The 25,782-nt window shown below is 42.6% G+C and carries 20 protein-coding genes and 1 pseudogene; all 21 read right to left on the reverse strand.

The genetic code is table 11. From position 1 onward, the window contains the following. Positions 1 to 79: 79 nt before the first annotated feature. Positions 80 to 523, reverse strand: coding sequence for a ribose 5-phosphate isomerase B (gene rpiB / locus LI162_RS04450; protein ID WP_020435860.1), 444 nt, complete (start codon positions 521 to 523; stop codon positions 80 to 82). A 361-nt stretch (positions 524 to 884) separates the two neighbouring features. Then, a complete protein-coding gene (locus LI162_RS04455) occupies positions 885 to 2,087 on the reverse strand; it encodes an LL-diaminopimelate aminotransferase (RefSeq protein WP_020435861.1) in 1,203 nt (400 codons plus the stop codon). Positions 2,088 to 2,310: 223 nt separating this feature from the next. Continuing rightward, positions 2,311 to 2,571, reverse strand: a complete 261-nt coding sequence (locus LI162_RS04460; RefSeq protein WP_020435862.1) for a DUF1294 domain-containing protein — start codon at positions 2,569 to 2,571, stop codon at positions 2,311 to 2,313. Next, on the reverse strand, positions 2,568 to 6,287 hold the full coding sequence (addA, locus tag LI162_RS04465; protein WP_227155857.1) for a helicase-exonuclease AddAB subunit AddA: 3,720 nt from the start codon (positions 6,285 to 6,287) through the stop codon (positions 2,568 to 2,570). Before addA ends, LI162_RS04460 begins: the two co-directional genes overlap by 4 nt. After that, entirely contained in the window at positions 6,284 to 9,655 is a 3,372-nt protein-coding gene (addB, locus tag LI162_RS04470) for a helicase-exonuclease AddAB subunit AddB (RefSeq protein ID WP_227155859.1), read from the reverse strand. Before addB ends, addA begins: the two co-directional genes overlap by 4 nt. A 134-nt stretch (positions 9,656 to 9,789) precedes the next feature. Continuing rightward, positions 9,790 to 10,098, reverse strand: a complete 309-nt coding sequence (trxA, locus tag LI162_RS04475; RefSeq protein ID WP_055173049.1) for a thioredoxin — start codon at positions 10,096 to 10,098, stop codon at positions 9,790 to 9,792. A 212-nt stretch (positions 10,099 to 10,310) separates the two neighbouring features. Beyond that, positions 10,311 to 11,582, reverse strand: coding sequence for a phosphoribosylamine--glycine ligase (gene purD / locus LI162_RS04480; protein ID WP_117915967.1), 1,272 nt, complete (start codon positions 11,580 to 11,582; stop codon positions 10,311 to 10,313). 13 nt (positions 11,583 to 11,595) lie between these two features. Further along, positions 11,596 to 12,222 (reverse strand): phosphoribosylglycinamide formyltransferase, encoded by a 627-nt coding sequence (gene purN, locus LI162_RS04485; RefSeq protein WP_015527956.1) that lies wholly within the window; start codon positions 12,220 to 12,222, stop codon positions 11,596 to 11,598. After that, positions 12,216 to 13,241, reverse strand: coding sequence for a phosphoribosylformylglycinamidine cyclo-ligase (gene purM / locus LI162_RS04490; RefSeq protein ID WP_020435867.1), 1,026 nt, complete (start codon positions 13,239 to 13,241; stop codon positions 12,216 to 12,218). The genes purN and purM overlap by 7 nt, the downstream gene beginning before the upstream one ends. A 32-nt stretch (positions 13,242 to 13,273) precedes the next feature. Then, the gene (purE, locus tag LI162_RS04495) at positions 13,274 to 13,786 is read right to left on the reverse strand and encodes a 5-(carboxyamino)imidazole ribonucleotide mutase (protein ID WP_015527958.1); all 513 of its coding nucleotides are present in this window, start codon (positions 13,784 to 13,786) and stop codon (positions 13,274 to 13,276) included. A 124-nt stretch (positions 13,787 to 13,910) separates the two neighbouring features. Next, entirely contained in the window at positions 13,911 to 16,016 is a 2,106-nt protein-coding gene (locus LI162_RS04500; protein ID WP_227155861.1) for an aminopeptidase, read from the reverse strand. Next, complete coding sequence (locus LI162_RS04505; RefSeq protein ID WP_144366177.1) at positions 16,013 to 16,402, reverse strand: DUF6142 family protein; 390 nt, start codon at positions 16,400 to 16,402, stop codon at positions 16,013 to 16,015. The genes LI162_RS04500 and LI162_RS04505 overlap by 4 nt, the downstream gene beginning before the upstream one ends. Beyond that, positions 16,371 to 16,820 (reverse strand): VanZ family protein, encoded by a 450-nt coding sequence (locus tag LI162_RS04510; protein ID WP_412286224.1) that lies wholly within the window; start codon positions 16,818 to 16,820, stop codon positions 16,371 to 16,373. The genes LI162_RS04505 and LI162_RS04510 overlap by 32 nt, the downstream gene beginning before the upstream one ends. A 124-nt stretch (positions 16,821 to 16,944) precedes the next feature. After that, positions 16,945 to 17,094, reverse strand: coding sequence for a hypothetical protein (locus tag LI162_RS04515; protein ID WP_020435871.1), 150 nt, complete (start codon positions 17,092 to 17,094; stop codon positions 16,945 to 16,947). Positions 17,095 to 17,108: 14 nt separating this feature from the next. Then, positions 17,109 to 17,789: an orotate phosphoribosyltransferase gene (gene pyrE / locus LI162_RS04520; RefSeq protein ID WP_020435872.1), complete on the reverse strand. Its 681-nt coding sequence runs from the start codon at positions 17,787 to 17,789 to the stop codon at positions 17,109 to 17,111. Between the two features lie 833 nt (positions 17,790 to 18,622). Beyond that, positions 18,623 to 19,576, reverse strand: coding sequence for an ORF6N domain-containing protein (locus tag LI162_RS04525; protein WP_055157697.1), 954 nt, complete (start codon positions 19,574 to 19,576; stop codon positions 18,623 to 18,625). Between the two features lie 87 nt (positions 19,577 to 19,663). Then, positions 19,664 to 19,882 (reverse strand): helix-turn-helix domain-containing protein, encoded by a 219-nt coding sequence (locus LI162_RS04530; RefSeq protein WP_055157695.1) that lies wholly within the window; start codon positions 19,880 to 19,882, stop codon positions 19,664 to 19,666. Beyond that, a pseudogene (locus LI162_RS04535) lies at positions 19,873 to 20,526 on the reverse strand (FGGY family carbohydrate kinase); the annotation flags it as partial. The pseudogene LI162_RS04535 and the gene LI162_RS04530, both read right to left, overlap by 10 nt. Positions 20,527 to 20,747: 221 nt before the next feature. Continuing rightward, positions 20,748 to 21,491 (reverse strand): SDR family NAD(P)-dependent oxidoreductase, encoded by a 744-nt coding sequence (locus tag LI162_RS04540; protein WP_020436139.1) that lies wholly within the window; start codon positions 21,489 to 21,491, stop codon positions 20,748 to 20,750. A gap of 23 nt (positions 21,492 to 21,514) precedes the next feature. Then, positions 21,515 to 22,915: an MFS transporter gene (locus LI162_RS04545; protein WP_144366180.1), complete on the reverse strand. Its 1,401-nt coding sequence runs from the start codon at positions 22,913 to 22,915 to the stop codon at positions 21,515 to 21,517. A gap of 99 nt (positions 22,916 to 23,014) precedes the next feature. Further along, positions 23,015 to 25,762 carry an alpha-L-rhamnosidase gene (locus tag LI162_RS04550; protein ID WP_055157691.1) on the reverse strand — a complete coding sequence of 916 codons (2,748 nt, stop codon included), beginning with the start codon at positions 25,760 to 25,762 and terminating at the stop codon, positions 23,015 to 23,017. Positions 25,763 to 25,782: the final 20 nt, after the last annotated feature.

Here is a 25,782-nt window from a genome sequence, read left to right on the forward strand (position 1 = left end):
TCTTCCCCTTTTTTAAAAGACTTCCGCGCTCAGATAAAATGTAACGCAGAAGTCTCTTTCTTGAAATCTTTGTAACTGTTTAGTTTCTCTCCTCGATCTCCATCAGCAGATCTACTCTGCGCTGATGACGGCCGCCTTCGAATTCTGTATTGATCCATGTATCAACGATCATCTTTGCAAGTTCTCCACCTACTACACGAGCTCCAAATGCAAGTACATTACAGTCATTATGTGCTCTTGACATCTTCGCTGTAAATGGCTCGCTGCAGACACATGCACGGATTCCTTTTACTTTATTCGCTGCGAGAGAGATTCCAAGTCCTGTTCCGCAGATCAAAATCCCCTTCTCTACTTCTCCTGCTACAACTGCACGGGCCACTTTCTCTCCATACACCGGATAGTCACAGCTGTCTGTTGTATATGTTCCATAATCTACAACCTCATGACCTTTCTCTTTCAGAAATTCTATGATTTCTGCTTTCAGCTCCAGTGCGGAGTGATCGTTACCAATACCAATTTTCATTTTAACGTTCCATCCTTTCTAAATTTCAAATATCAAGAATGCCTCAGCATTCTTGCTGCGAGGTGCGCATCATGCGAATGCAGGACATATTTCTCCTGCGCACCTCTGCAATCCTGCCAGAGGCTATGTCAGATGGGAGTTTATCTCGCATCTGATATACCGTTTCTATCATACCAAACTTGTACGGTCTTGTAAACTCACACCGGATTTGTTTCTAATGTAATACAAAATGTTGCTGTTCAGGATTCCCGCTTTGCCTGACAACAAAAAGAGAAGCACGAACAGCTTCTCTTTTTCCTTCTGTAAACCATCACTATGATAACTTTCTTCTGTTATGCACGTAATCCGTTCACTTTATATCTTAGAATAATGAATTGAAACGCTCCATTGCTTCTTTTGTCTTCTCATGTTTTCCAAAGGATGTCAGACGGAAATAATTCTTTCCATTTTCTCCGAATCCTGCTCCCGGTGTTCCGACAACCTGAGCATTTTCAAGGAGATAATCAAAGAACTCCCAGGACTCCATTCCCTTCGGGCACTCGAACCAGATGTATGGTGAGTTCACGCCGCCTGTAAATGAGATTCCTTTCTTCTCAAGTGTTTCAGCGATCATACGCGCATTTTCACGATAATATCCGATATTCTCCTGACACTCTTTCATGCCCTCTTCTGTGAATACCTTAGCTCCGGCATACTGGATGATATACGGTGTTCCGTTGAACTTTGTACACTGTCTTCTGTTCCACATATTGTGCAGGCTCAATGTTCCGCCATTTGATGTCTCAAACACAAGTTCTTCCGGAACAACTGTATAGGAGAAACGTGTACCTGTGAATCCTGCTGTCTTAGAAAGGGAACAGAACTCGATCGCACATTTCTTTGCGCCCTCGATCGCATAGATGCTTCTTGGAAGTGTAGGATCTGTGATAAATGCTTCGTATGCGGAATCATACAGGATCACCGCATCATTTTTCAGTGCATAGGCAACCCATGCCTCTAACTGCTCTTTATTATAGCATGCTCCTGTCGGGTTGTTCGGAGAACACAGGTAAATGATATCTGCCTTTACATTTTCATCCGGCATTGGAAGGAAATCGTTTTCTTTTGTTCCGTTCATATAGATAATATTCTTTCCATCCATTGTATTTGTATCTACATAAACAGGGTAAACCGGATCCGGAACGAGAACCACGTTATCCTTTGCAAAAAGCTCTGTAATATTTCCTGTATCACTCTTTGCGCCATCTGAAATAAAGATATCTGTAGCTTTTACTTCTACGCCATTGCGTGCGTAATAATCTGCGATTGCTTCCTGTGCAAATGCATATCCCTGCTCCGGTCCGTATCCTTTGAATGTCTCAGATACTGCCTGAGAATCTACTGCTTCATGAAGTGCCTCGATCACACTCTTTGTCAATGGCAATGTTACATCACCGATTCCGAGACGGATAATATCCGCCGCTTTCTCCGGATGTGTTTCCTCATATACTTTTACTCTTCTTGCGATCTCTGCAAAAAGATAACTGTCTTTTACATTCTGATAATTTTCATTTAACTTTGGCATCTTGTCAAACTCCTTTCCCAGCTGCTTTCATGCTGTTCACAGTATTCTGCAACCAATAACTCTAGTATTCCTATGTGTTATATTAACAGATTTTTTTTCATTCGAAAAGAAGTTGAAAAAAAGAAACAAGATTTTGTAAAATCTTGTTTCTTTGATAATAATTTCAGCACTTTAACTGTGCAAATTGATGATGCGATAAAGAACATTTTTCTTTTTTTCTTTCTTACAAAAGCCAGATGATCAGCAAAATTACCTCCACAACAAAGATCACAGGCACTGTAATCATAAATTTTGCTTTCCGTATCTTATGCCGGAAGCACATCATACCTGCGATTGCTCCTGCACTTCCACCGATCAGTGCAAGGATTAACAGCGTTTTCTCCGGAACCCTCCATGCGCCTTTCTTCGCTTTCCATTTATCAATCCCATAGGTACAAAATGCAAATAAATTGATAAATATCAGATAATACCAGAAATATTTCATAAGATGATCTCCTCCTTCAAGGCAAAGGAATAGATGATTTTCTCCTTCACCGGCTTCTCTAACAGTTGCTCCAACGCCTGGGCATAGTAATCAAGCTGTGCATGGTACAGTTCTTTCAATTGAGATGCATTTCTGACTCTATCCGTCTTATAGTCCAGTAGTACAAGCCCGTTTTCCTCCTCGAACCAGACATCAATAATTCCCTGGATGAGAATGGTCTCTTCCTTTCGATTTTCATCCGCTTCCTGACTTCTCTTCTGAATGTCCTGATAGATCTCCGGATAGATTTCTGATGCAGCTACTCCGAGAACAAATGGCTGTTCCTTCCGAAGCTTTCCATTTCCTGCTGCTTGTGTCATTCGTCTTCCACTCTCGCTATTTAAAAACGCAAGAATATCTTTCGTGCGGATACAGTCTGCCATCTCTTTTGACAGTCTCCCTGCCTGATAGAACAGTTCGATTTCTTCTTTCAGAAGTTCCTCTGTATACTCTTTTGAAAAATCATGAAGCTCGAGAAATTTATGATAAGCACTTCCCCTTGAAGCTCCTGTCAGGCCTTCTTTCTGTTCTTCCATGAAATGCGGAAGCAGTGGCAAAATCTCCGGCTCCTGAATCAATTCTTCTCCTGCTTCTTCCTGCAAAGACTCACGCTTCTTCAACTCTGAAACTGTAAATTTCAGCTTCATTTTTCCTTCTTCTTTATATGGATACAGGAAATTCATCTGCTGTTCCAGCTTTTCTTCCGCTCCCGGAAGATAAACCTTCGTTGTATCCCAGTGTTCAAGAACTTCTCTTGCGATCACTTCTGCCTGTCGCTGTGCATCTTCTGTAAAATCCATCTCTCCTGCATCAAAAATCCGGACTTTAATCGGCAATTGCTGCACCTCTTCACTTTCTGTTTTAAGAATTCCACATAAATCAGCTTCTCTCTTGAGATCTTCTTCCTGAAGAAGTGCCGGAAGAATCCAGTCCAGATAACGGTTTGCACCTTCTAACTGATAAAGGCTCAATGGAGATTCCCTGTCTGTCATATGATTCACATATGGTTCCAGGCCGTCTTCTCCTATTTTCAGACTGCCTGTCAGAATCAGTTTTTCTTTCGCTCTTGTCATCGCTACATAAAGCACACGGAGTTCTTCTGCAAGATTCTCAAGCTTTGTCTTCTCCTGGATCATTTTCTTCAAAAAGGTCGGTGCCTTTGTCCTCATCTTAAGGTCTACAACGTCAATTCCAACTCCGTTTCTCGGATGGATCACAATACTTCCTTTCAGATCCTGTGTATTGAATTGCTTTCCTGTTCCGGCTACAAAAACGATTGGAAACTCCAGACCTTTACTTTTATGAATACTCATAATACGGACTGTGTCATCCTGCTCGTCTATGATACTTGCTTCGCCATAATCAACATCATATTTTTTCAGTTGCTCGATATAGCGTACGAAATTAAACAGACCTTTATAACTCGTCCCTTCAAATGCTCTTGCTTTCTCAACAAGCATTTCTACATTAGCCTGTCTCTGTGCGCCCCCTGGCATCGCACTGATAAATAACCCATAGCCGGTTTTATCAATTATTTCCGCAAGAAGGTCATGGATTGCCGTATACGGAAGAATTTCCCTGAAATGATCCAATACCACGAAAAACTTCCTCAATTTTTCCTGTACCTGTATTGCCTGCTTTTTGTCCACAGTTTCCGGAATTTCTTCCGAACTCAGGCTGCAAAATCCTTCCACTGCCTCGTAAAACAACTGATTCGGATATGCAAGACGAATCACTGACAACTCTGCTGCCGTCAGACCGGCAAACGGTGAAGTCAAAACTGCTGTCAATGGCAGATCCTGTCTTGCATTATCAAGAACTTTCAGATAATCCAGAAGAACACTGACCTCATACGTCTCGAAATATCCTTCTCTGCTCACAGAGTATGCCGGAATTCCCTCCTCGGCCAGTATGGACGCAAAAACTTCTGCCCACCCCTGTAAACTTCTCGTCAGAATCACCATATCCCGATAATGAACCGGGCGGTATTCTCCTGTCTCCTTATCAAGCACAACACCCGTGCTTAGAAGTTCTTTCATTCTCTGTGCGATCATCCGCGCCTCTTCTTCTCTCGCTTCACTGCTCCGAAGTCCCGTCTGATTATAAAGAAGCAGTTCCGTCTGATCCGTAAACACATTTTCATCCGGTAATTCAGGAAAAGAGGCTCCCAAATGTAGTGCCGCCTTATCATCATAGATAATTTCTCCGAATTCCTTCCGCATCAGTTTCCTGAAAATATAATTTGTACTGTCAAGTACTTCTCCTCTGCTTCGGAAGTTCCTGTCAAGATCAATTCTCTGCCTGCTGCTCTCCTGCGTACTGTAGCTGTTATATTTTCCCATAAAGAGTTCCGGGCGCGACAAGCGGAATCGGTAAATACTCTGTTTTACATCTCCAACCATAAAAAGATTATTCTGTCCTGCCGACTCTCTTGACACACTCGTCAGAATTGTTTCCTGCACCAGGTTACTATCCTGATACTCATCAATCATAACTTCTTCAAAGCGTTCCTGATACTCCTGTGCCACTGCTGACGGAACCAGTTTTCCTTCCTTTTCTTCCGTCAGAATCTGAAGTGCAAACTGTTCCATATCACTGAAGTCCAACAGATTTCTCTGTCTCTTTTTCTCCGAAAATGCCTCTGCAAAAGCCTGTACCAGCAGAACTAACATCTTCATTGCTGTCTGCGCCTCTTGCATATCCCTGATCCACTCATCAACAGGCGCGTAGAAATAGTTTGCTTTCAGATCTTCTATCAGTTTCTTGGCCTGTTTTCTGAGCCCCTGCGCTTTCTCTTTCAGCTCCGGATCGACTGTCGGATCTTTCTTTCCTGACAAACGTTTCCATGTAAAATCACTGACGATCTGCTCTTGCTGACAAAATGTCTCTGCTTTTTCCAATTGCTCAATCTGTACCAGATCAGAATCTAACATTTCACCATACATATACGGACCGGCCGGAAGTTCGCATACTTCTATCGCCTGTTGAACAAACCCTTTCACATCTGTAAGATTCTGCCTTACTCTTGCCTTTGCTTCCTGCACGACATCTGCTTCTTCCATCTTCTCCGGATCGATCTCATAATTATCCACACATTCCTTCAACCACTTTTCCGGCTGTGGATAACTTCTGGAATATTCATAAAGCTGGAGGATAAGTTCCTCGATCTTCTGATCATTTCTTCCTGTTCCATACTGGTCAACAAAGTTTAAAAATGCCTCGGATCCCTCTGCATAGAAATTCTCGATCAGCTCTTCTAAGACATCCTGCATCAGAAGACGCAATTCTCCTTCTTCTGCAATGCGAAAGGCCGGATCAATTCCAATCACATGAAAATGATCCCGGATCACCGACAGGCAGAAACTGTGGATTGTCATGATTGACGCATTGTGGATCAATGTGGACTGCTGCTCCAGATTCACATTTCCCGGCTGCTCTTCCAGCTTCTTTTCAATTGCTGCACCGATTCGTTCTTTCATCTCTGCCGCCGCTGCTTCCGTATAAGTCACAACCAGGAGACGGTCTACATCCGCGGGATCATTTTCATCTGTTATCCTGGAAATAATCCGTTCAACAAGTACCGCTGTCTTTCCGGAACCTGCTGCTGCAGATACGAGAATGTTGCGATCACGCAAGTCGATTACTTTCTGTTGTTCTTCTGTCCATTTTACGCTCATTCTCCTGCCTCCCCTTTCTCTTCCAAAATACCAAGACGCGCTTTCATAGAATTCAACGCTTCTTCCAAGGTATATTTTCTTAATCTTCTGTACTCACAGCCTTCAATCCTCTGGTCAAATCCGCAGATATCCCTGCACCCACAGTAATCACAGCCTGTCATCTCATCAAGTACATACGGAAGTGCCGCAACCTCTCCCTGATACATCACGTCCTTCAGCTCTTTTTCTTTCTCTTTCGTGTACGCAAGAACCGTATCAAAGTTCTCCTTTGATAAAGCTTTTGATGCCGAACCGAGCGTTCTGTTCTTATTCATCCGCAGCGGATAGAATGTTGAAGTTCCACTCAGATTCCGCTCCAGATGCTCAACTACATTTTCATCTGCATTGATCAGTCCATCCAGCTTCAGCTCTTTTAGAATACTTTGCTCAACTTCCGCTTTTGTCTCTTCTTTCTTCACAATCGGATCCTGGATCCTGTAATAAAAAATACCGGCCGGAAGTACTTCTTTCTCCGGATGTTTCTGCCGTTCGATCTCCAGTGCCGCATTCAGATAAACCGGAAGCTGCATCTGCAAACCGTGATAGAATGCTGTGATATCAAATGCTTTCCTTCCAGTTTTATAATCTGTTACCTTCACATAGACCGCATTTTCATCTTCACACGTATCAATTCTGTCAATCTTTCCGCTTCCGAACTTAAATTCACACCCGCTCGGCACAAAATCGCCTGCCGCCATCTGCTGTGTCAGTGCCCAGACGGACCGGTTGATCAATTGCTTGATTCTGTGGATCATATACTCATTACGTGCAGATGAAAATAGAACTGTATTTCCATAATCCAGAATACTTTCTTCTACACTTTCATCAATCAGCTGCTCCCGCTTCTCTTCCGGCATTGTAACCCAGTCCAGACCTTCCTCTTCTACCTTGTGTGCAAATCGCTCCAGTGCCTGATGTGCAATATTTCCCAGATCCATTGCTTCGAACCCATATTTCTCCCGTTCTGACAAACGAAGTCCGTAATTCAGGAAATGTGCATATGCACAGGAAGCAAAACGTTCCAGTCTTGTTACGCTGACACGCTTTGGATCCAGGAAGAGTTCTTTTGCTACTCTACTTCCAAGGCTCGGCTCATCCTTCCGGTAGAAACCGGCTTCTATCATCTGCTTCAGAGTTTCCTGACTCTGTTCATCCTTTACAAACCATCTGTACAGTTCTTTCCAGGAATCATCCAGTCCATGCTCCCTCTCTCTTAAACCTTCTGCAATCTGCAAGAGTCCGCTCTTTCTCATCATCTCATGATCAAGCAGCCCCTTTCTGTCTTCCTCTACCGGAACAAGTACCGGGAACAGACGCATCAGATCCTGGATCAGATACGCTGGACGAAGTGCTTTTCCTTCCCCGGATACTTTCGCCCAGGACAGATACAGAAGTTCTGACGGTTTCGTCAGATTCATATAGAGATAAAATTTCTGAATATATAATTTCTCTTTTGGTCCGGGAGAAAGATTCATTTTCTTCTCCTGAAACTGTTTTCTGTCTCGCTCGGAAAGCAGACCTCTTGCCCCTGCATTTCCTGGAAGAAGCGTATCATTTGCTCCGACAAAAAATAATGCGCGGATATTTTTGATACGTGTTCTCTCCATATCTCCGATCACAACCTGATCCAGACTTGGAGGGATCACACCTACTTTCGCCTCTTCAAGTCCTGCATCAAGAAGTTCACAGTATTCCTTCAAAGGAATCTCTTCCTCCCCCAGAAGTTCAACGAATTTATCAAATAATTCCAGAACAATACGATAAATCTGTGCATATTCCTTCGCCAGTGCCAGTTCTCCATCTTCCTGGAATTTCTGCTCCAATTCTGCAAGCTGTTCCTGGATCTTCTCCTGAACCAGATATTCATAAACTGCAAGTGTGATCTCTTTTACCGTCTTTTTTCTCTTCTTCAGAACTGTATGCAGCGGTGTCAGTTTTTCCACAAAGCGCATGCGCAGATGGTTCAGTTCTTCCAGTTCTTCCTTTGTCGTCATCGGTGTCTTTCTCACCCAGACCTGATCCCATTTCTTAAATCCTTTCAGATCCAGCGCAAGACAGTAATTTTCCAGACGGTCTACTTCATCTCTTGTAAACCCACACAGGCTGGTCCGCAGATAACGAAAAACGCTTTCGTAAGTATAGTTCTGTTCTACCATCACCAGCAAGCTTCTTAAATACTCTACAAAAGAATTTAATAAAATACTTTTCTTATGATCCATAAAGACCGGGATTTCATATCGATCACATGCTTTTTCCAAAGCATCTGCATAAGTACTCAGATCCGAAGCAATCACTGCGATTTCCCGATATCTGTACCCTTCTTCTCTCACCAGACGCCGGATCTCCTCTGCCACATACTGTGCCTCTTCCCGTGGTGTATGAACTTCATGAAGAGAAATTGACCGCATCTTCTCTCCACTGTATTTTCTTCTGGAATAACGAAATAGTTCCTCTTCCAAAAACGCCATCTCCGGATTCTCTTTGAACCGATACGACGGATTCTTGCATAACCAGACCGGCTCATCAATCTCCACTCTCACTTCCTGCGCCACTTCCGTCAGTGAAGTAACCATCTGCTTACTCAACGCAAAGAGCTGATACGGATGCTTATAGACAAACGGATCTTCCCTCCGATCGATCTCAGCTGTCAACATAATCTTGTCGCACACTTTCAGAAGTTCCCCGATCAGCCGGTTCTGCACCGGTGTAAATCCGGTAAATCCATCCATTGCGATCACACTGTCTTTAAGCATTTTCGCTTCCGGTACAGTCTGACTCAACACATCAAGTAATTCTTCTTTTGTGATATATTTATCACGCAGATAATCCTCAAATCCTTCATATACTTTACGGATATCCTTTAACTTATAATACAGATAACTTTCCGGATTCAGTCCTTCCATGAAAGAATCAAGCTGTTCAAAATCAATTCCATACTGTGTGAATTCTGATATCACGGACTTCACTTCGCTGATATATCCCTGCTTCTTAAGATTTCCCTTAAGAACGGTCAGCTCATCTTCGTAATTTCCTGCAATCTTACGGAGCACCAGATTCTTACCCTCATCATCAAGGATCGGCTGTCTTTCCTTTCCTGTCTCTTCAAAAACACGGTGAGCCAGACGTCCAAAACTTAAGACATCAATATTCATAATACCGCCACGCGGATGTGCCATACACAGGTCCTTCTGCGTCTGCATTGTAAACTGCTCCGGAACCAGAACAAGATAATTCTTCTCCGGATGACAGATTGACTCCTTAACAATCTGCTGATATAAATAATGGGACTTTCCGCTTCCAGAATTCCCGAAAATAAACTGCAATGACATGCTCTGACTCCCGCCTTTCTTCTTAATATCTAAGCAAAAGACAGGCTGTCGTTCACAGGAATGAGCCATATCTCTCAGCCTTCTCTGTGCCCGGCAGCCCGTCTGGGTTTTTCCTTTCTTCTATTATCGCAAATTTATTTCACAAGGTCAACCAGTGCTGTCTTAGGAATCGCACCAATCTGTCTTCCGCTCTCTTCACCACCTTTAAATGCGATGAAAGTCGGAATACTCATCACTCTGTATTTCTGTGCAATGTCGATATTCTCATCAATGTTGATATGGCATACCTTTACATCACTGAGTTCTTCTGAAAGAGCTTCTACGATTGGAGCCATCATCTTACATGGTCCACACCAGTCTGCATAAAAATCAACGAGTACCGGCTGCTGTGCCTGAAGTACTTCCTGCTCAAAATTGTCTGTTGTAAGTTTTACTACTGCCATCTTTATATCCTCCTTATAGATGTTATATCTTTTATCTGTAACTGAACAGTTACCTTTTTCCTTTGTTACAACCCTAGTATAGCACATATTTTTTATTTTTCTGTGATAAAATCACAAAGAAACCGACAGTTTGGATTTTTCCTCCCTGCCGGTTTCCTTCATTACTTCTTATATCGTTTTATCTTATTGCAACCAGGTCTGCGACCCTTTATTTATGCTTCATCGATTGCCTTACCGATATCATGTCTCATGTATTTATTCTTAAAGTTTACCCACTCTGTTGCTGCATACGCATTCGCACGGGCTTCTTTCAGATCTTTTCCCTTCGCTGTCACGCCAAGAACACGTCCGCCGTTTGTCACGATCTGATCTCCGTTGAATTTTGTTCCTGCATGGAAGCAGTAATATCCTTCGTGCTTCTTGAACTCTTCCAGTCCTGTGATTGGGAAGCCTTTCTCGTAGCTTACCGGATATCCTTCGGATGCGAGTACGACACAGACTGCTGCATTGTCTTCAAACTGAAGATCAACCTGATCCAGTGTTCCGTCGATACATGCTTCCATAACTTCAAGGATATCATTCTTCATACGAGGAAGTACAACCTGAGCTTCCGGATCTCCGAAACGAGCGTTGTATTCAAGAACCTTCGGTCCGTCTTCTGTCAGCATCAATCCAAAGAAGATAACTCCCTTGAACGGACGTCCTTCTGCTGCCATTGCGTCTACCGTTGCCTGGTAAACATATTTCTCACAGAATTCTTCTACTTCTTTTGTATAGAACGGGCTTGGAGAAAATGTTCCCATACCTCCTGTATTAAGTCCTGTATCTCCGTCTCCGGCACGCTTATGATCCTGCGCACTTGTCATTGTCTTGATTGTCTTTCCATCAACAAAGGAAAGTACGGAAACCTCGCGGCCTGTCATAAATTCCTCAATGACCATCTCATTTCCGGCTGTACCAAACTTCTTATCCAGCATGATCTCTTTCACGCCTGCTTTTGCTTCTTCCAGATCCTTACAGATCAGAACACCTTTTCCGAGTGCAAGTCCGTCTGCTTTCAAAACAATCGGAAACTTCGCTGTCTCAAGATAAGCAACTGCTGCTTTTGGATCTGTAAAGTTCTCATAAGCTGCTGTTGGAATGTTATATTTCTTCATCAGGTCTTTGGAAAATGCTTTAGATCCCTCAAGAATCGCTGCATTCTTCTTCGGTCCAAATGTGCGGATTCCTGCTTCTTCAAGAACATCTACAAGACCGCCTACCAGCGGATCATCCATTCCTACGATACAAAGATCAATCGCATTCTCTTTTGCGAAATCTCTTAATTTATCAAATTCCATAGCGCCGATCGGTACACACTGCGCATACTCAGCGATTCCGGCATTTCCCGGAGCACAAAAGATTTTGTCTGCTCTTGGGCTCTTTGCCACGCTTGCTGCGATTGCATGCTCTCTTCCGCCGCTTCCTACGATCAATACGTTCATAGTCTCTGCCTCCTTACTCGGTAACGATTGTACGATGTCCTTCTACTTCAACCTTTCCGTTCGCGATCAGATCGATTGCATGTGGAAGGATCTTCCATTCAGCCTGTTCCATCACTCTGCGCTGAAGCACTTCCGGGGTATCTCCATTGTGTACTTCTACAGCCTTCTGCAAGATGATCGGGCCTGTATCAGTTCCTTCATCTACGAAATGTACTGTTGCACCAACTACTTTCACACCGCGCTCCAAAGCTGCCTCGTGCACTTTCAATCCATAATAACCTGTTCCACAGAAAGATGGAATCAGAGATGGATGAATGTTGATGATCCGGTTCTTATACTTCTTAATCATCTCCGGTGGGATTACCACAAGATAACCTGCCAGTACAATCAGATCCGGCTCATATGCATCTACAGCCTTTAAAAGTTCCTGATTAAACACTTCTCTTGACTCGTAGTCCTTCGGAGAAATGCATTTCGCATCGATTCCATTTTCTTTGGCACGTGTCAGTGCATAGGCATTCTTATTATTGCTGATCACGCCCACAAGTTCTGTATTCGTGATCATTCCATTCTTTACGCTGTCAATGATTGCCTGAAGGTTTGTTCCGCCTCCTGACACCATACTTAAGACTCTTAACATAAAGTCACTCCCTTTTCGCCAGCCTCAATCTTGCCGACTACATATGGCTGATCTCCTGCTTCACGAATTGCATCCATTGTCTTATCAACATCTGCCGGATCAACAGCGAGAACCATTCCAAGTCCCATGTTGAATGTGTTGTACATCATCTGCTCTTCGATTTCGCCCTCTTTTGCAAGTTTTGCAAAGATTGGTGGAATCGGATAGCTGTCTTTTTCTACAACTGCATGAGTTCCTTCTTTGAGCATACGCGGAATGTTCTCATAGAATCCGCCACCTGTGATATGGCTGCATGCTTTTACTGTAACCCCTGCATTTTTGATGCTTTTAAGTGCTTTTACATAGATTCTTGTCGGAGCAAGAAGTGCCTCTCCAAGAGTAGTTCCAAGATCATCATAATAAGTATCTAAAGATTCTTTTGTAATATCAAATACTTTTCTTACAAGTGAAAATCCGTTGCTGTGAACACCTGTAGAAGCCATTCCGATCAGAACATCTCCGGCTGCAAGATTCTCTCCTGTGATCATATCTTTCTTATCGCAAACACCAACTGCGAATCCTGCAAGATCATATTCATCTTCCGGCATAAGTCCCGGATGCTCTGCTGTCTCTCCACCGATCAGAGCTGCATCAGACTGCTTACACCCTTCTGCAACACCTTTTACGATTGCAGCGATCTTCTCCGGATAGTTCTTTCCACATGCAATGTAATCCAGAAAGAAGAGTGGCTCTCCACCTGCACATGCGATATCGTTCACGCACATAGCAACAGCATCGATTCCGATTGTGTCATGCTTATCCATTACCATAGCAAGTTTTACCTTTGTTCCGCATCCGTCTGTACCGGAAAGAAGAACAGGCTCTTCCATCTCTTTGATCTTCGCAAGAGAGAAAGCTCCTGAGAATCCGCCAAGTCCTCCGAGAACTTCTGCGCGCATTGTCTCTTTTACATATTCTTTCATTAATTCCACTGATTTGTAACCGGCTTCAATATCTACACCTGATGTCTTGTAATCCATCGTAAATCTCCTTTTCTTTCGAATCGTAATATTTATTTATTGTTGAGATATTCCTCATAACCAACTTCTGCAAGTCTGTCTGCTTTTGCCTGTACCGTATCTTTCATCTCTGCAGAATAAGCTTTCAGTTTCTCTAAAAGCTCCGGATCTGACATTGCAAGCATCTTTGCTGCAAGAATTGCCGCATTCATACCGCCGTCGATTGCAACTGTAGCAACCGGGATTCCAGGTGGCATCTGAACGATTGAATAAAGTGCGTCCATACCCTCCAGATTCTTTCCTGACATTGGGATACCAATTACCGGCATTGGGAAAAGTGCTGCGCACATTCCCGGCAGATGTGCTGCCATACCTGCTCCTGCAATAATTACTTTGATTCCCTTTCCTTCAGCTGCCTTCGCCCAGTCAAAAAAGACATCCGGCATACGGTGTGCTGAAATGATCGTCATCTCATAATCGATTCCAAACTTCTCCAGTGTGGCTGCTGCCTTACTCATCACCTTCAGATCTGAGTCGCTGCCCATGACAATTCCTACTTTTGGCATATCATTTCCTCCTCAGTGGTATACTGTTTTCCTTCCCTTGGAAAACTTTGTTTATTTATTATCCATACTTATGAAAGATTCCATTTAATCATCTATTAACTATCCAATTACCTATAGGATTTCCTTAAAATCCCGCTTCATCCAAAGGCTCATTAAGTACCTCTGTTCCCGGCAATACGAATCTTCCGTCCTCTAATAGTATAATGTCTTTTCCCTCGTTTGTCACTACACTTATTTCTTCTAACTCTTTATAAGGCACGGTTATATCTGTATGACAGTTAAAGTATGCTTTTGATACATCTTCCTTACGAAGAAGAGAACAGGAATTATCTTTCGCCACAATTTCCTTTCCATTCGGATTGTAGACTCTGATTTCCTCGCTCCAGGAATAACATGTATCTCCTACTGCAAAATGCGGTCCTGTCTTCTCTGCGATCAGAATCGGCATCTTATCTTCTATATTAAATTTCTTTGCTGCAACATATGCAGTCGTATTTGTTCCAATTGCGAACTCACCAAGCGGAAGAGTCTCATGATTCTTCAACACATTATCGTAAATGTATTTCTTATTCTGTGCTTCATCCTCAAAGTTCGTACATGTATAGTCGGTGATCTTTCCATCCTGAAATGTCAGCTTCAGATTCTCATACTGAAGTCCGTCCAGATATACCTTGCTTACATGAAGTATGCCGTTCGTCCCTTCCAGAACCGGTGATGTAAATACTTCTCCGACAGGAATATTCACATCTGCCACACAATTTTCGAAGATTGTCTCCTTCTGTGCGTCTTTCAGATGATATAACTGTACTGTAATATCTGTCTGGTTTTCTCCTTTTCCTCTTACATGTACACAAGTTCCCTGATCTAACGCATCGATCATTGTCTGTTGCACTTTTTCATAAAGTTTCGCGTCTAATGTATTGATCTTGATCACTTCATCAAAGATCTTTGCATAATCTGCTCCAATCTCCGGCACCGGATAAGCAACAATCGTGAAACTTCTTTCCTCACCCTTGATATACTCATTCGTGATCTGTCCTGATCTGCTGCTAAAGAGAAGATCCAGTTCTCTCTGCGCCTCATCATATGCCGGTGCTGTTTCTTTCGCTTCCGGTGAAAATGGTGTCTCACCGAAGATCTCCATAACTGCCGGTCCTGCAACACCTGCTGCTATCTCTTTATTTTGCTCAAAAACAGTCTTCATCACCTCAAGCTTACGTTCTACATAACGCTTATCCATAAAGAGTGCCTGGTCCTGTCTGTGATCATACTCATACTGCTGATTCGCAATCGCACCGTAATATCCAATCTTGTGGTGCTCTCTCTTCGTGATCACGCTGGAGGCAGCACGGTAAATAACCGGCTTTAATCCCATCTTACGGAAGTTCTCGATTGCAAGGCAGATCACCTTTTCAAATCCAAGGCTGTAACGGATATTTACAATCGATTTCTTTGACAGATCTTTTCCAGTATTAATAAAACCAACCCGATATCCTTCCGTATATACATCTGCCATCTTCTGCAGTGTCTCCTGTGGCAGATTTCTCAGATGATGAGCTGTTCCAAGTTCATTCTTGGAAATGTACTCACCGAATTCATACAGATAATCATCTTCATCAAGATCTGCCTTCTCAATGATCTGTACTGCAAAATCCGCTGACGGATCCATCTGCTCCAGAATTCGGTCTGCATAAAACACATCGCAGTAATCGCTTGCATACCAATACAGAATCTCCTTGATCTGCTCCGGCTTTGGAACCGGATTCTCTTCCTCACTCATTCCCTCGAAACAGGTATAGACTTCGAGAAACAACTCATAGAGGATTGTCAGATAATCCTTGCGCTGTTCAAATACATACGGAATTCCTGCTCTGATTTCCGTATACAACAAACTTAAAAGCTGTCCCATCTCCTGCCCCAATTTTTCACAGGCATAGTCTTGATTGGCATAGCTTGTCTGATATTTCTCTCCTATAATATCACTATAAAGAATCCTGTTCAGGCTACGCTTTTCTTCAAGACTTAAGCTGTCCCTGCTTCCATCTTCTAGCTTTTTTCGTGTATTCTCTAACTCAAGCAGAAACAAGGTACAATCCTGAAAATAAGAAATATATGCTGTATTCACTGTTTCTTCTGTCACGATTGTGCGCAGACGCTCAACTGCCAGTTCGTGACGCTGTGTGCACTGTTCATTTTTCTCCTTCTGTAACTCACTTAACTTTCCGATCATAAGTTCAGACCTCCAACAAAAATTCCAAGGAAGCACACGATCTGCACAATACCGATCCCGATTCCACATTTGCAGGAAAGATACTTCCTGTCCTGCTCCTCAAATCCTTCTATTGCATTCCAGATTCCATATATATCAAGCATTAAAGAAAGGATTGCAATCCCTCCGACAATTCCGGCTGCCTTTCCTCTCGTCAGGAATGCATATCCGACACATCCCAGCAAAATAGCAAGTGACCATCCGGTCAACCAGCAGGAAATCACACCTCTTCTTGACTGCAGATAAGCTGCTTTCCCATATTTCTTTGATTGATTATTCTTTCGTTCCTTTTCTTTCTTCTGTTTTTTTTCTCTTTCATCGTTTTTCTTTTCTTTTTTTCCGATCATTTCTTCTCCTTAGTAGATTACAAACTACAAAAACTATATATCCAAGTACACCGCCGATTGTATTCAGCAGAATATCGTCCACATCAAAGCATCCCACTTTCGTGATCAGCTGCATCAACTCTACACAAAGAGTCAGACAAAAACTCCAAAATAATGTTTTAAAAAAGCTTCTTCTTTTCCCTGCCATTGCAGAAAAGTAACCAACTGGCATGAAAATCAGAATATTTCCAAATAAATTTGAGAACACCGCAAATGTTCCCAGCTGATGTCTGTATTTAATAAATCTCTTAATCTCTTTGAATAGCACCAGATTGTAATGGTATTCATCCATTACGCCTTCCCTGCCGTACCAGTCTGATAAGAACAGAAAGTAGACAAGGAAGATAATATATAATATAAACAGGATCTTTCCAAGCATCCTGACTCTCTTCGCTTCTTTTTTTGTCAATTTCTTACACCTTCATAGAAAAAGAAAGCCCCCTCTGCCGGTTCACTTCGGACGTAACTACTCACACTGAACAAGCTACGAGGGGACTTTCTTTTTAAAATGTTATATTATTTTTATGTTTTAACAGACTGGCTCCATTGATAATAGAAATAATTCCTACCGTAACTCCTGTAACAAGCAGGATTATTCCGATTGCAATGTTACCTGCTCCACTGTTTCTCATTACACGATACGCTTTTTCCAAAACACCAGGCCTCCTTATTTTGCTCCATATTTCTCATAATATGCATCGATCGCTGCTTTTAATTCATCATCGATCACTACTTTTCCGTCACATTCCTTGTTGTAAAGGCACTCTACAACATCTTCCATTGTAACGATCGCTGCTGTCTCAAATCCATAGAGATCTTTCACTTCGTCAAGTGCGCACTTCTCTCCGCCTTTTCCTACTTCCATACGGTTTAAGGATACCATAAGTCCAACGATTGTAACATCAGCAGCATCTTTTACTTTCGGAACTGTCTCTTCCATAGATTTACCGGATGTTGTAACATCCTCGATCATGATCACGCGGTCTCCATCTTTCAGCTTACTTCCAAGGAAGCTTCCTTTATCTGCGCCATGATCTTTCTCTTCCTTACGGTCTGAGCAGTAACGTACTTCTTTTCCATATAATTCACTGTATGCGATTGCTGTTACAACTCCGAGCGGGATTCCTTTGTAAGCCGGTCCAAACAGTACATCAAAGTCATCTCCATATGTCTCGTGAATTGCTCTTGCGTAATACTCTCCAAGTTTCTTTAACTGGGATCCTGTTACATATGCTCCTGCATTCATGAAAAATGGGGATTTTCTTCCGCTTTTCAGTGTGAAATCTCCAAACTTCAATACATCACAGTCTACCATAAATTCTATAAATTCCTTCTTATATGCTTCCATTTTATCTTAAAACCTCCTGTTTATAAGGCTTTCACGCCTTTATTATTGTCTCAAATTGCTTTACTACACACTTTCCACGGTAGCTACGAACCATTTTACCTAATTCTTTACCATTAAGGGATTTACCCATTTGTGCCTCCTTCCTAAGTGTAGAATAGGAAGGATTCCAAATATCGTTCCTATTCTACCATAAAACCTTACAATTATCAATCCGTTTCAAAAATTGAATTCCCACTTTGAAACTCCTCCGTATTCTTATTATGGTACTCACATAGATCCTTTACATTTAATAATGCTCTTGTATCAAGTTCTGTCTTCATGGCAGCCCTGCCTCCTCTCGTAATATTTTTATTAACCACCTTCTTTCCTACCCACAATAAGCGGTTGCTAAGGTAATTTTGTAAGTTAATTGTAGTAAAATATAGAGGATAAAATAATTGACGGTCACTTGACCGTGACTTGACATAGAAATTTTTCAAAGATTGAAAATATAGAAAGACAAATAAGATAGATGGATTGATACATCTTCTCTGAAAGGAGCACGCAGATGAGAAACAGACTGACCTTCGCCAATGTGATTGGTGTATTACTGGAAAATAAAAAAAACCTACCCGCAGCACCTGCTTAACGCAGATGTTGTCTTTCGTGATGTTATGAACGAGAACCCGGATAATGATTATTCCAAAAGTACTGCTCGTTATTTGTATAGTTTGTATATGAGATGGGGAAAGAAAGAGCTTGCGGAGCAATATAAAAAATCCGGTAGGTATATTCCTGCCAATAGTCAACTGTCTATTCGACTTGTGGGGTACCCCCCAAGTCATTATCCCTCTTTATGATTCGTTTTCTTCTGTTTCTATATCCAGCCTCTGTAAAATATCATATATCACACCAGAATCGTTTAATAAGCTTATAGCAAAACATTTCTTTCCTGCATCTTTTAATGATGCACCAATGTGATACGCTTTTTTGTCATCAATGATTAAAAACCTGTCATGAAATACACCTGTGTAGTTCACTTCAAGTTTGGGATACTGTTGATTGAAAGTTTCAATATCTTTTTCTGACAATCTGGTTTTCCTAACTGTGTAAATCGTTACCGATACTTTCTCTTTCTTCTTGGACAGAATATTTAAAGTTCCCACATCGACATAATTATCAACCAATACAAGACTTTTCGTTGCACTAGCTACCAGATCTATCAGTAAGCTAAACGCATCATATATCTGTCCATCAAAAAAAATTTTCTGCTGTGATTCTTCGTGGTCAGAAATATATGCAAATACTTTATCAAATTTTTCATTTGTTTCATTTTGATAAGTTATCTGTCTTTCTTCTATTGCATTCATGCGATCATACAAAAGTGACGTGTTTGCCATATATTTACGCATTTCAACAAATGTTTCCATTATCCTGATACTGACTTGTATTGCAATATCACTCCTCAGCACCGCAGAAAGCATTGCAATACCTTGTTCTGTAAAAACATATGGCAGATATCTTCTTCCACCTCTCCCTTCTTTTGAGGTCACAAATTGTGACCTCAAAGAGTCGTACTCTTCCTTTTTTAGTTGAAACCTGAAATTCTCAGGAAATCTTTCAATATTTCTTTTTACAGCCTGATTAAAAGTTTTTGTTTCAACTTGATACAAAATTGCCAAATCACTATCGAGCATTACCTGTTTTCCTCTAATAACATATATAAGACTCTGTATATGGCTTGCTTCCCTAACCCTATCATTTTCATCTGAATTTACGTCAATCAATTCACTATTATCTTTTGCCATCGAATCCTCCAATCCATTTTTGAAGTCGCAATTTGCGACTTCAAGTTTACAATCTGTGTACTCATTCTGAGGTCACAAACTGTGACCTCAAACAGTATCATCGTGTTCCTTCTTGTTTTGCTTCCCAAATTGCTGCTCATACAAAATCTGATACTTTATCAGCCGTGGAATATACTCAGGAGGCTTTCTGCGACCCGCTTCCCACTCTTCTACCGTTCGAAGTGGTATCTGAAAATGTTCTGCAAACTGTTTTCGATTCAAACCGGTCTCTGCTCTCAAAGCACGTATTTTCTCACTTAATTCCATACTGTTCGCCATCCTTTATCACACACACTCATTGTGTGGTTAATTATATCATGCCACTTCTTCTTTATCAATTGAAAATCAACACGAATCCATAATTTACACACCAAACGAGTAATCCAGAAACTCATTCTCTTCTGGCTCCGCCAGCTCTTGCTTAGAAGCTTCTGACAGCTGTTCCTGCTGCAGTCTGCTTCCGTAAGCTCCGTTCCCATAAGAGACCATGTGCCTGAACTGATATACAGCGGATGTTCGCTCACCGTCGGAACCGCCATAACCGCTGCTCCTGTATCATGTGTCGCCGGAAGAATCACCTTGCAGTCGAAGCCGACCTCCTCACGGATTACCTTGCGAAGGGTTCCAATTTCATGTCCTAGAAGCTCAATCCTCTGGAAAATATGTTCCGGATAATCAAGCCTTCTGATTAACTCCCAGTTCCAGTCCTTTGTCACCGGATCCACAAGCTGTGTGGTTGTCGCATTGGTGTATTCCTGCACCGGCTTACCTGTAAGAAGATAATGGAAATAATCCGGAATCATCAGAAGTTTATCTGCCTTATCCAGTTCCTCCTGTGCATTTTTGCGAAGCGCCATAAGCTGATAGATGGTATTGAAGGGTTGCTTCTGAATTCCAGTGGCTGCGTATAGCTTTTCCTCCTCTTCTCCTTGTTATAGCTATATGATACGAATTTTTACACAGCAAAAAAAGACACTCCTTTGTAAAAAAAAAGTGTCCTTTTTTGCACTGGTGATGACTCAGCCTGTTCCATCTGTTGAAGAATCCAGCAGATTCACAAGGATTATCTGTGTAAGAAAATAAGTCGCCGCCACCCGCATTTTACTTTTTCTATCTATTCTACTTTGAAAACTTAGCAGATTGTTGCACCATCCACAGCTAAAATTTCTCCTGACACATAACTTGCAAGTTCACTTGCGAGAAAGAGGCATGCATTTGCCACATCTTCCGGTTCTCCGATTCTTCCAAGAGGAATCGTTGCAATGAGCGGCTGAATTTCTTCCTCCGGGAGTGCTGCCACCATATCTGTTCTGGTAATTCCAGGTGCAACTGCATTGACACGGATTCCATATTGTCCCAGTTCTCTTGCAAGAGAGATTGTCAGACCGTTTACCCCGAATTTGCTGGTAGGATAAGCCACTCCGCCTGGCTGCCCGTACTTACTTACCATAGAACTTGTGTTGATAATGCAGCCTCCGCCCTGCTCCTTCATCAGTTCTACCGATGGCTGAATTGCGTTAAATACTGCGTTTACATTCAGATTGATTATTTCCTGAAAATGCTCTGGATTGCAATCTATCGTCATCATACTGTCAGATACACCCGCATTATTTACAAGAATATCAATCTTTCCGTATTTTCTGTGAATTGCCTGGATTTCGTCTGCCACTTCTTTTGCGTCTGTCAGACTCGGGCAGGCACCGGATACTTCCCATTCCGGATTTTCTTCCTTTAAGGATGCCAGTGCCTTATCTACTGTCTCCTGCCGGGAACCGAATAATATGACCTTTGCACCATTCTCCAGATATTTTTTCACAATGGCATACCCGATTCCGCGTGTACCTCCAGTTACTACTGCTATTTTTCCTTTCAGCATAATATTTCTCCTTTTGGCGTTTTTTAGGCATTCTGTGCTTTTCTTTTTGCAATTTCTTCTTTCATTGCAGGAAGTGTTTTTTCCAGATCAAACTTGCTTACAAGAATAAACATAATAACAAATATCACTAACGGTGTTACAATAGCGAATCCGTAAATTGCCATTTTTGTAGCTGCCGGCGCTACAGTCTGTGCAGCATCATAGCCGACTGCCGCAAGGAACCAGCCGATGATAGATGTTCCGAGTCCGCTTCCCACTTTACCACCAAAGCTGGATGCACTGTTGGAGATTGCTACCATTCTTACACCATATTTATATTCATTATAATCAATTGACATTGCCGTCATAACTCCAACCAGACACATCATCGGAATGGTTGCAAATGTTGTAATACTTCCGAACAATGCGTAGCAAATAAAGATGTCTTTTGTGAAGAGAAGCAGTATATTTGCTCCTGCCCCCATTGCAAAGCTCACCAGTAGCGTTTTCACAACACCAAGTTTCTTAATCATCGGTCCTACAAGTATGAATCCTAACAGGGTCGGAATCATTCCGATTCCTCCGAGAACGCCGACCAGGTTGTCATTGCCGAAAATCCATTTACAGTAATATACTCCCGCACCCGCTGCAAGACCATATATAATGCATGAGAGCAGATTCACCACCAGAACAATCACCCAGTATTTGTTGTGGAACAGCTTTCCAAGTGCTTCCTTAAACGGAATCACTTCTTCATCCTCTTCTTTCACTTCTACTACCGCTCCTGCCTCTGTTGCTGTCTCACGGCTTGTTGCATAACAAATCAAGGCTGCCAGTATTACAATAATTCCCATGATAAAGCCAAATTTAATCCATGCGTTTTGGTTTCCGCCCAGTGCATTCGTAATCGGAATCATACAGATTGCAAATATCATACCTGCCACATAACCGGTTGCCGCTCTCCATGTTCCCATGATGCCTCGTTCTTCCTGGCTGTTCGTACGAACGGTCATAAGCGAATTATAAGGGATTGCCATTGCCGTATATAATACTGCTGTCAGAAGAATGTTCGTTATTGTCACGTAAATTATCTGTCCCATATCTCCTATTTTCGGCACCGTAAACATCAGAACCATTACAATACCTGCCGGAATTCCCGCTTTCAAAAGCCACGGACGATATTTTTCTTTTCCCGGTTTTGTATGGTCAATGATATTTCCCATAATCAGGTCTGTAAATGCGTCAATAATCTTACAGACAATAAACATTGTTGCAATCGCCCCGGCAGCCATACCAACCTTATCCGTATAGAAGTATGTAAGCTGTCCTACCAGTGTGGACATCGCATTCAATGCGAACTGTCCCGTAGCGTCTCCGAAGTAATCCTTCACGCGCATTACTTTCTGAACGCCGAATTTGTCCTTTCCTAATGGTTTTTTACTCATTGTGTTCCTCCTTCATTTCGTATCACATTTTTTCTTGATATCCTGTAAGCTTAAAATATCACATTCCTAATTGTCCGTATTTTAATTTTAGCTTATTTTTTATAATTTTGAATTTGCAGCGTTCAGCGCATCAATGACTGCCAGATACATTGGCTTTGCCTGCGCATCCTGCATAAGCAGATCGGATATGGTCATGGACAATGCAAACTTAATCAGCGGGTCTTCCAGCATTCCCGGCACCATTTCTTCAAACATACTGCGGCCAAGTTCTTCGGCGACCAACTCTCCGAGTGTTGACTCCAACGAATATTTCTCGAATTTCAGATTGGTATCCGTCTTGTACTCGTAATGATATCTGCCGGAACCAACCGTGAATTCCGCTTCTTTCTCCGGAAGCTGGATAACTGCCGTTGTATTCGCCGGAATCTGCACGTCCACGCAGATTTTTCCTTCTCTGCAGCTCCATGCACTTACGATTGTTCCATATATGGATTCATAAGTTGCGGACACCTCTGTCATTCCCTTTGTCAGCGTCGGCTGAATCCGTATTTTCTTATATCCCGGTTCCATACAGCGTATTCCTGCAACTTTTTCGTACAGCCAGCTTCCAATCGAACCGTACGCATAATGGTTCAGGGAGTTCATACCTGATTCGTCAAAATCCCCATTTGGCAGAATGGAATTCCAACGCTCCCAGATTGTTGTTGCGCCTTTCTTTACTGCATAGAGCCAGCCCGGAAAATCCTCTTTCATAAAGATCTCATCCGCCAACCCATGAAGACCGTTTTCTGACAAACAATGACACAGATACGGTGTACCCACAAAACCTGTCGTCAGATGATTATGGTGGGCTCCGATATTCAACTCCAATGTCTCCAAAATACGATTACGAAATTCCGGTTTTATCAAGTCAAAGTACAGCATCAGCACACAGGCTGCCTGTGTCTCGCTGACCATTCGTCCGCTTCTTGTCACGTATTCCACATGAATGGCTTCTACTATTTCTTCATATAAGTCACCGTATGCTTTTGCTTCCTCTGCATACCCCAATGCATCCGCAGCATCCCGCACAATCCTGGTCGAATATGCGTAATAAGCATTTGCCACCAGATATTTGTCCGTTCCACCTGTCCGGTCGGTGCTTCCGGATTCTATGTCCAGTGCCAGCCAGTCTCCATACTGGAATCCACTCTGCCACAATCCGTTTTTCGAGACTCTCGCATGTATATAATCCACCCAGTTCTTCATCATCGGGAATTGCTCCGCAAGCATCTCTTTATCCCCGTAAACCTTATAAATCGTCCACGGAATGATTGTCGCAGCATCGCTCCATGCCGCTGCTCCCGCCTGATTTCCGAGAATATTCGGAACAACATGAGGTACGCCCCACTCCGGATTGGTCTCTGCCGCCATATCCCGCAGCCATTTTCGGAAAAATAGTGCTGTGTGAAAATTGTAGGAGGCTGTACCACAGAATACCTGTGCATCTCCGGTCCAGCCCAACCGTTCATCTCTCTGTGGGCAGTCTGTCGGAACATCGAGGAAGTTGCCTCTCTGTCCCCACTGTATATTACTCTGCAGTTGGTTAACCAACGTGTTGTCGGATGTGAATGTTCCTGTCGGCTGCATGTCTGTGTGCATTGCACATGCCGTAAAATCCGATGCCTCTGTTTCCGTTCCTGCGCCTTCCACACAAATATAACGGAATCCGTGGAAAGTGAAGTGCGGCATCACAAGCATTCCCACCTGCTTTTCTCCGTATATAAATGTATCTGTACATCTTGCCGTCCGCAGATTCTCTGTATAGAAGTTTCCATCTTTATCCAGTGTTTCTGCATATCGAATAACTAATCTGTCTCCCATAAGTTTTGGAAGTCGTATTTCTACCAGTCCTGCCATATTCTGTCCGAAATCAAACACCAATTCTCCTTTTGGAGTCACGATCCTTTCCTTTACATCAAACCGTTTCGTTACCCGGACCGGCTCGGATTCCTGCGCCACAATCTGCCCGATATCATCCGTATGTTCAAACAGAACTGCCTTTCCCACCTGCCTTCTTTCTTTTGTATAATCCTGTATCTCACCGTGATAAATCTCGGAAAACAGAATTTCTCCTGTTTCCACATGCCAGTCCGTATCAGTGCCGATGCAGATAGTTTCCCCGTCTTCGTACTCGATACGCACCATTGCCAGCAAAGCCGTTCTGTCGCCGTAAATATTCGGTCTTGCATCAAACCCGAGTTCTCCCTTATACCACCCGTTTCCTACAGTAACCGTAATCTCATTATCTTTTTCCAGGAGTTCCGTAATATCATAAGTCTGATACTGCAGTCGGTGATGATAAGATGTCCAGCCCGGAGCCATGAACAAGTCTCCTGTTTTCCTTCCGTTAATAAGTGCCTCATATACACCACAGGCGGTCGCATACAGCCTTGCTCTCTTCACCGGTCTGTCCAGAGAAAAGCTGCGGACAAATACCGGACATGCAGTCTCTTCAGCCGGAAGTGTATGGGTAATCCATTTTGCATTCCAGTTTTCTTCTCTCATCAAACCGGTTTCAAAGTTTCCTGTCACCTGTCCCAGCTCTCCGCAATTATCCCATACACTGACCTGCACCTGATAAACGGTCATCTCTTTCAATGCAGCACCCTTATATGGCACCAGAACGGATTGGTCGCTTTCCACCCGGCCACTGTCCCACATAAGCTGGCCTCCGCTGACAACCTGAATCTGGTAGCTTGTCTGCACAACATCCTGCTTTTCACTCTCCAGCTTCCATGAGAAACGTGGTTTCTCATCGATTCCTATCGGATTTTTTCTGTATTCTATTGTCAAATCACGAATCATATACATTTCCTCTCTTTCTT

The organism is Mediterraneibacter sp. 210702-DFI.3.120 (assembly GCF_020561005.1).
Lineage (GTDB): Bacteria > Bacillota > Clostridia > Lachnospirales > Lachnospiraceae > Mediterraneibacter > Mediterraneibacter faecis.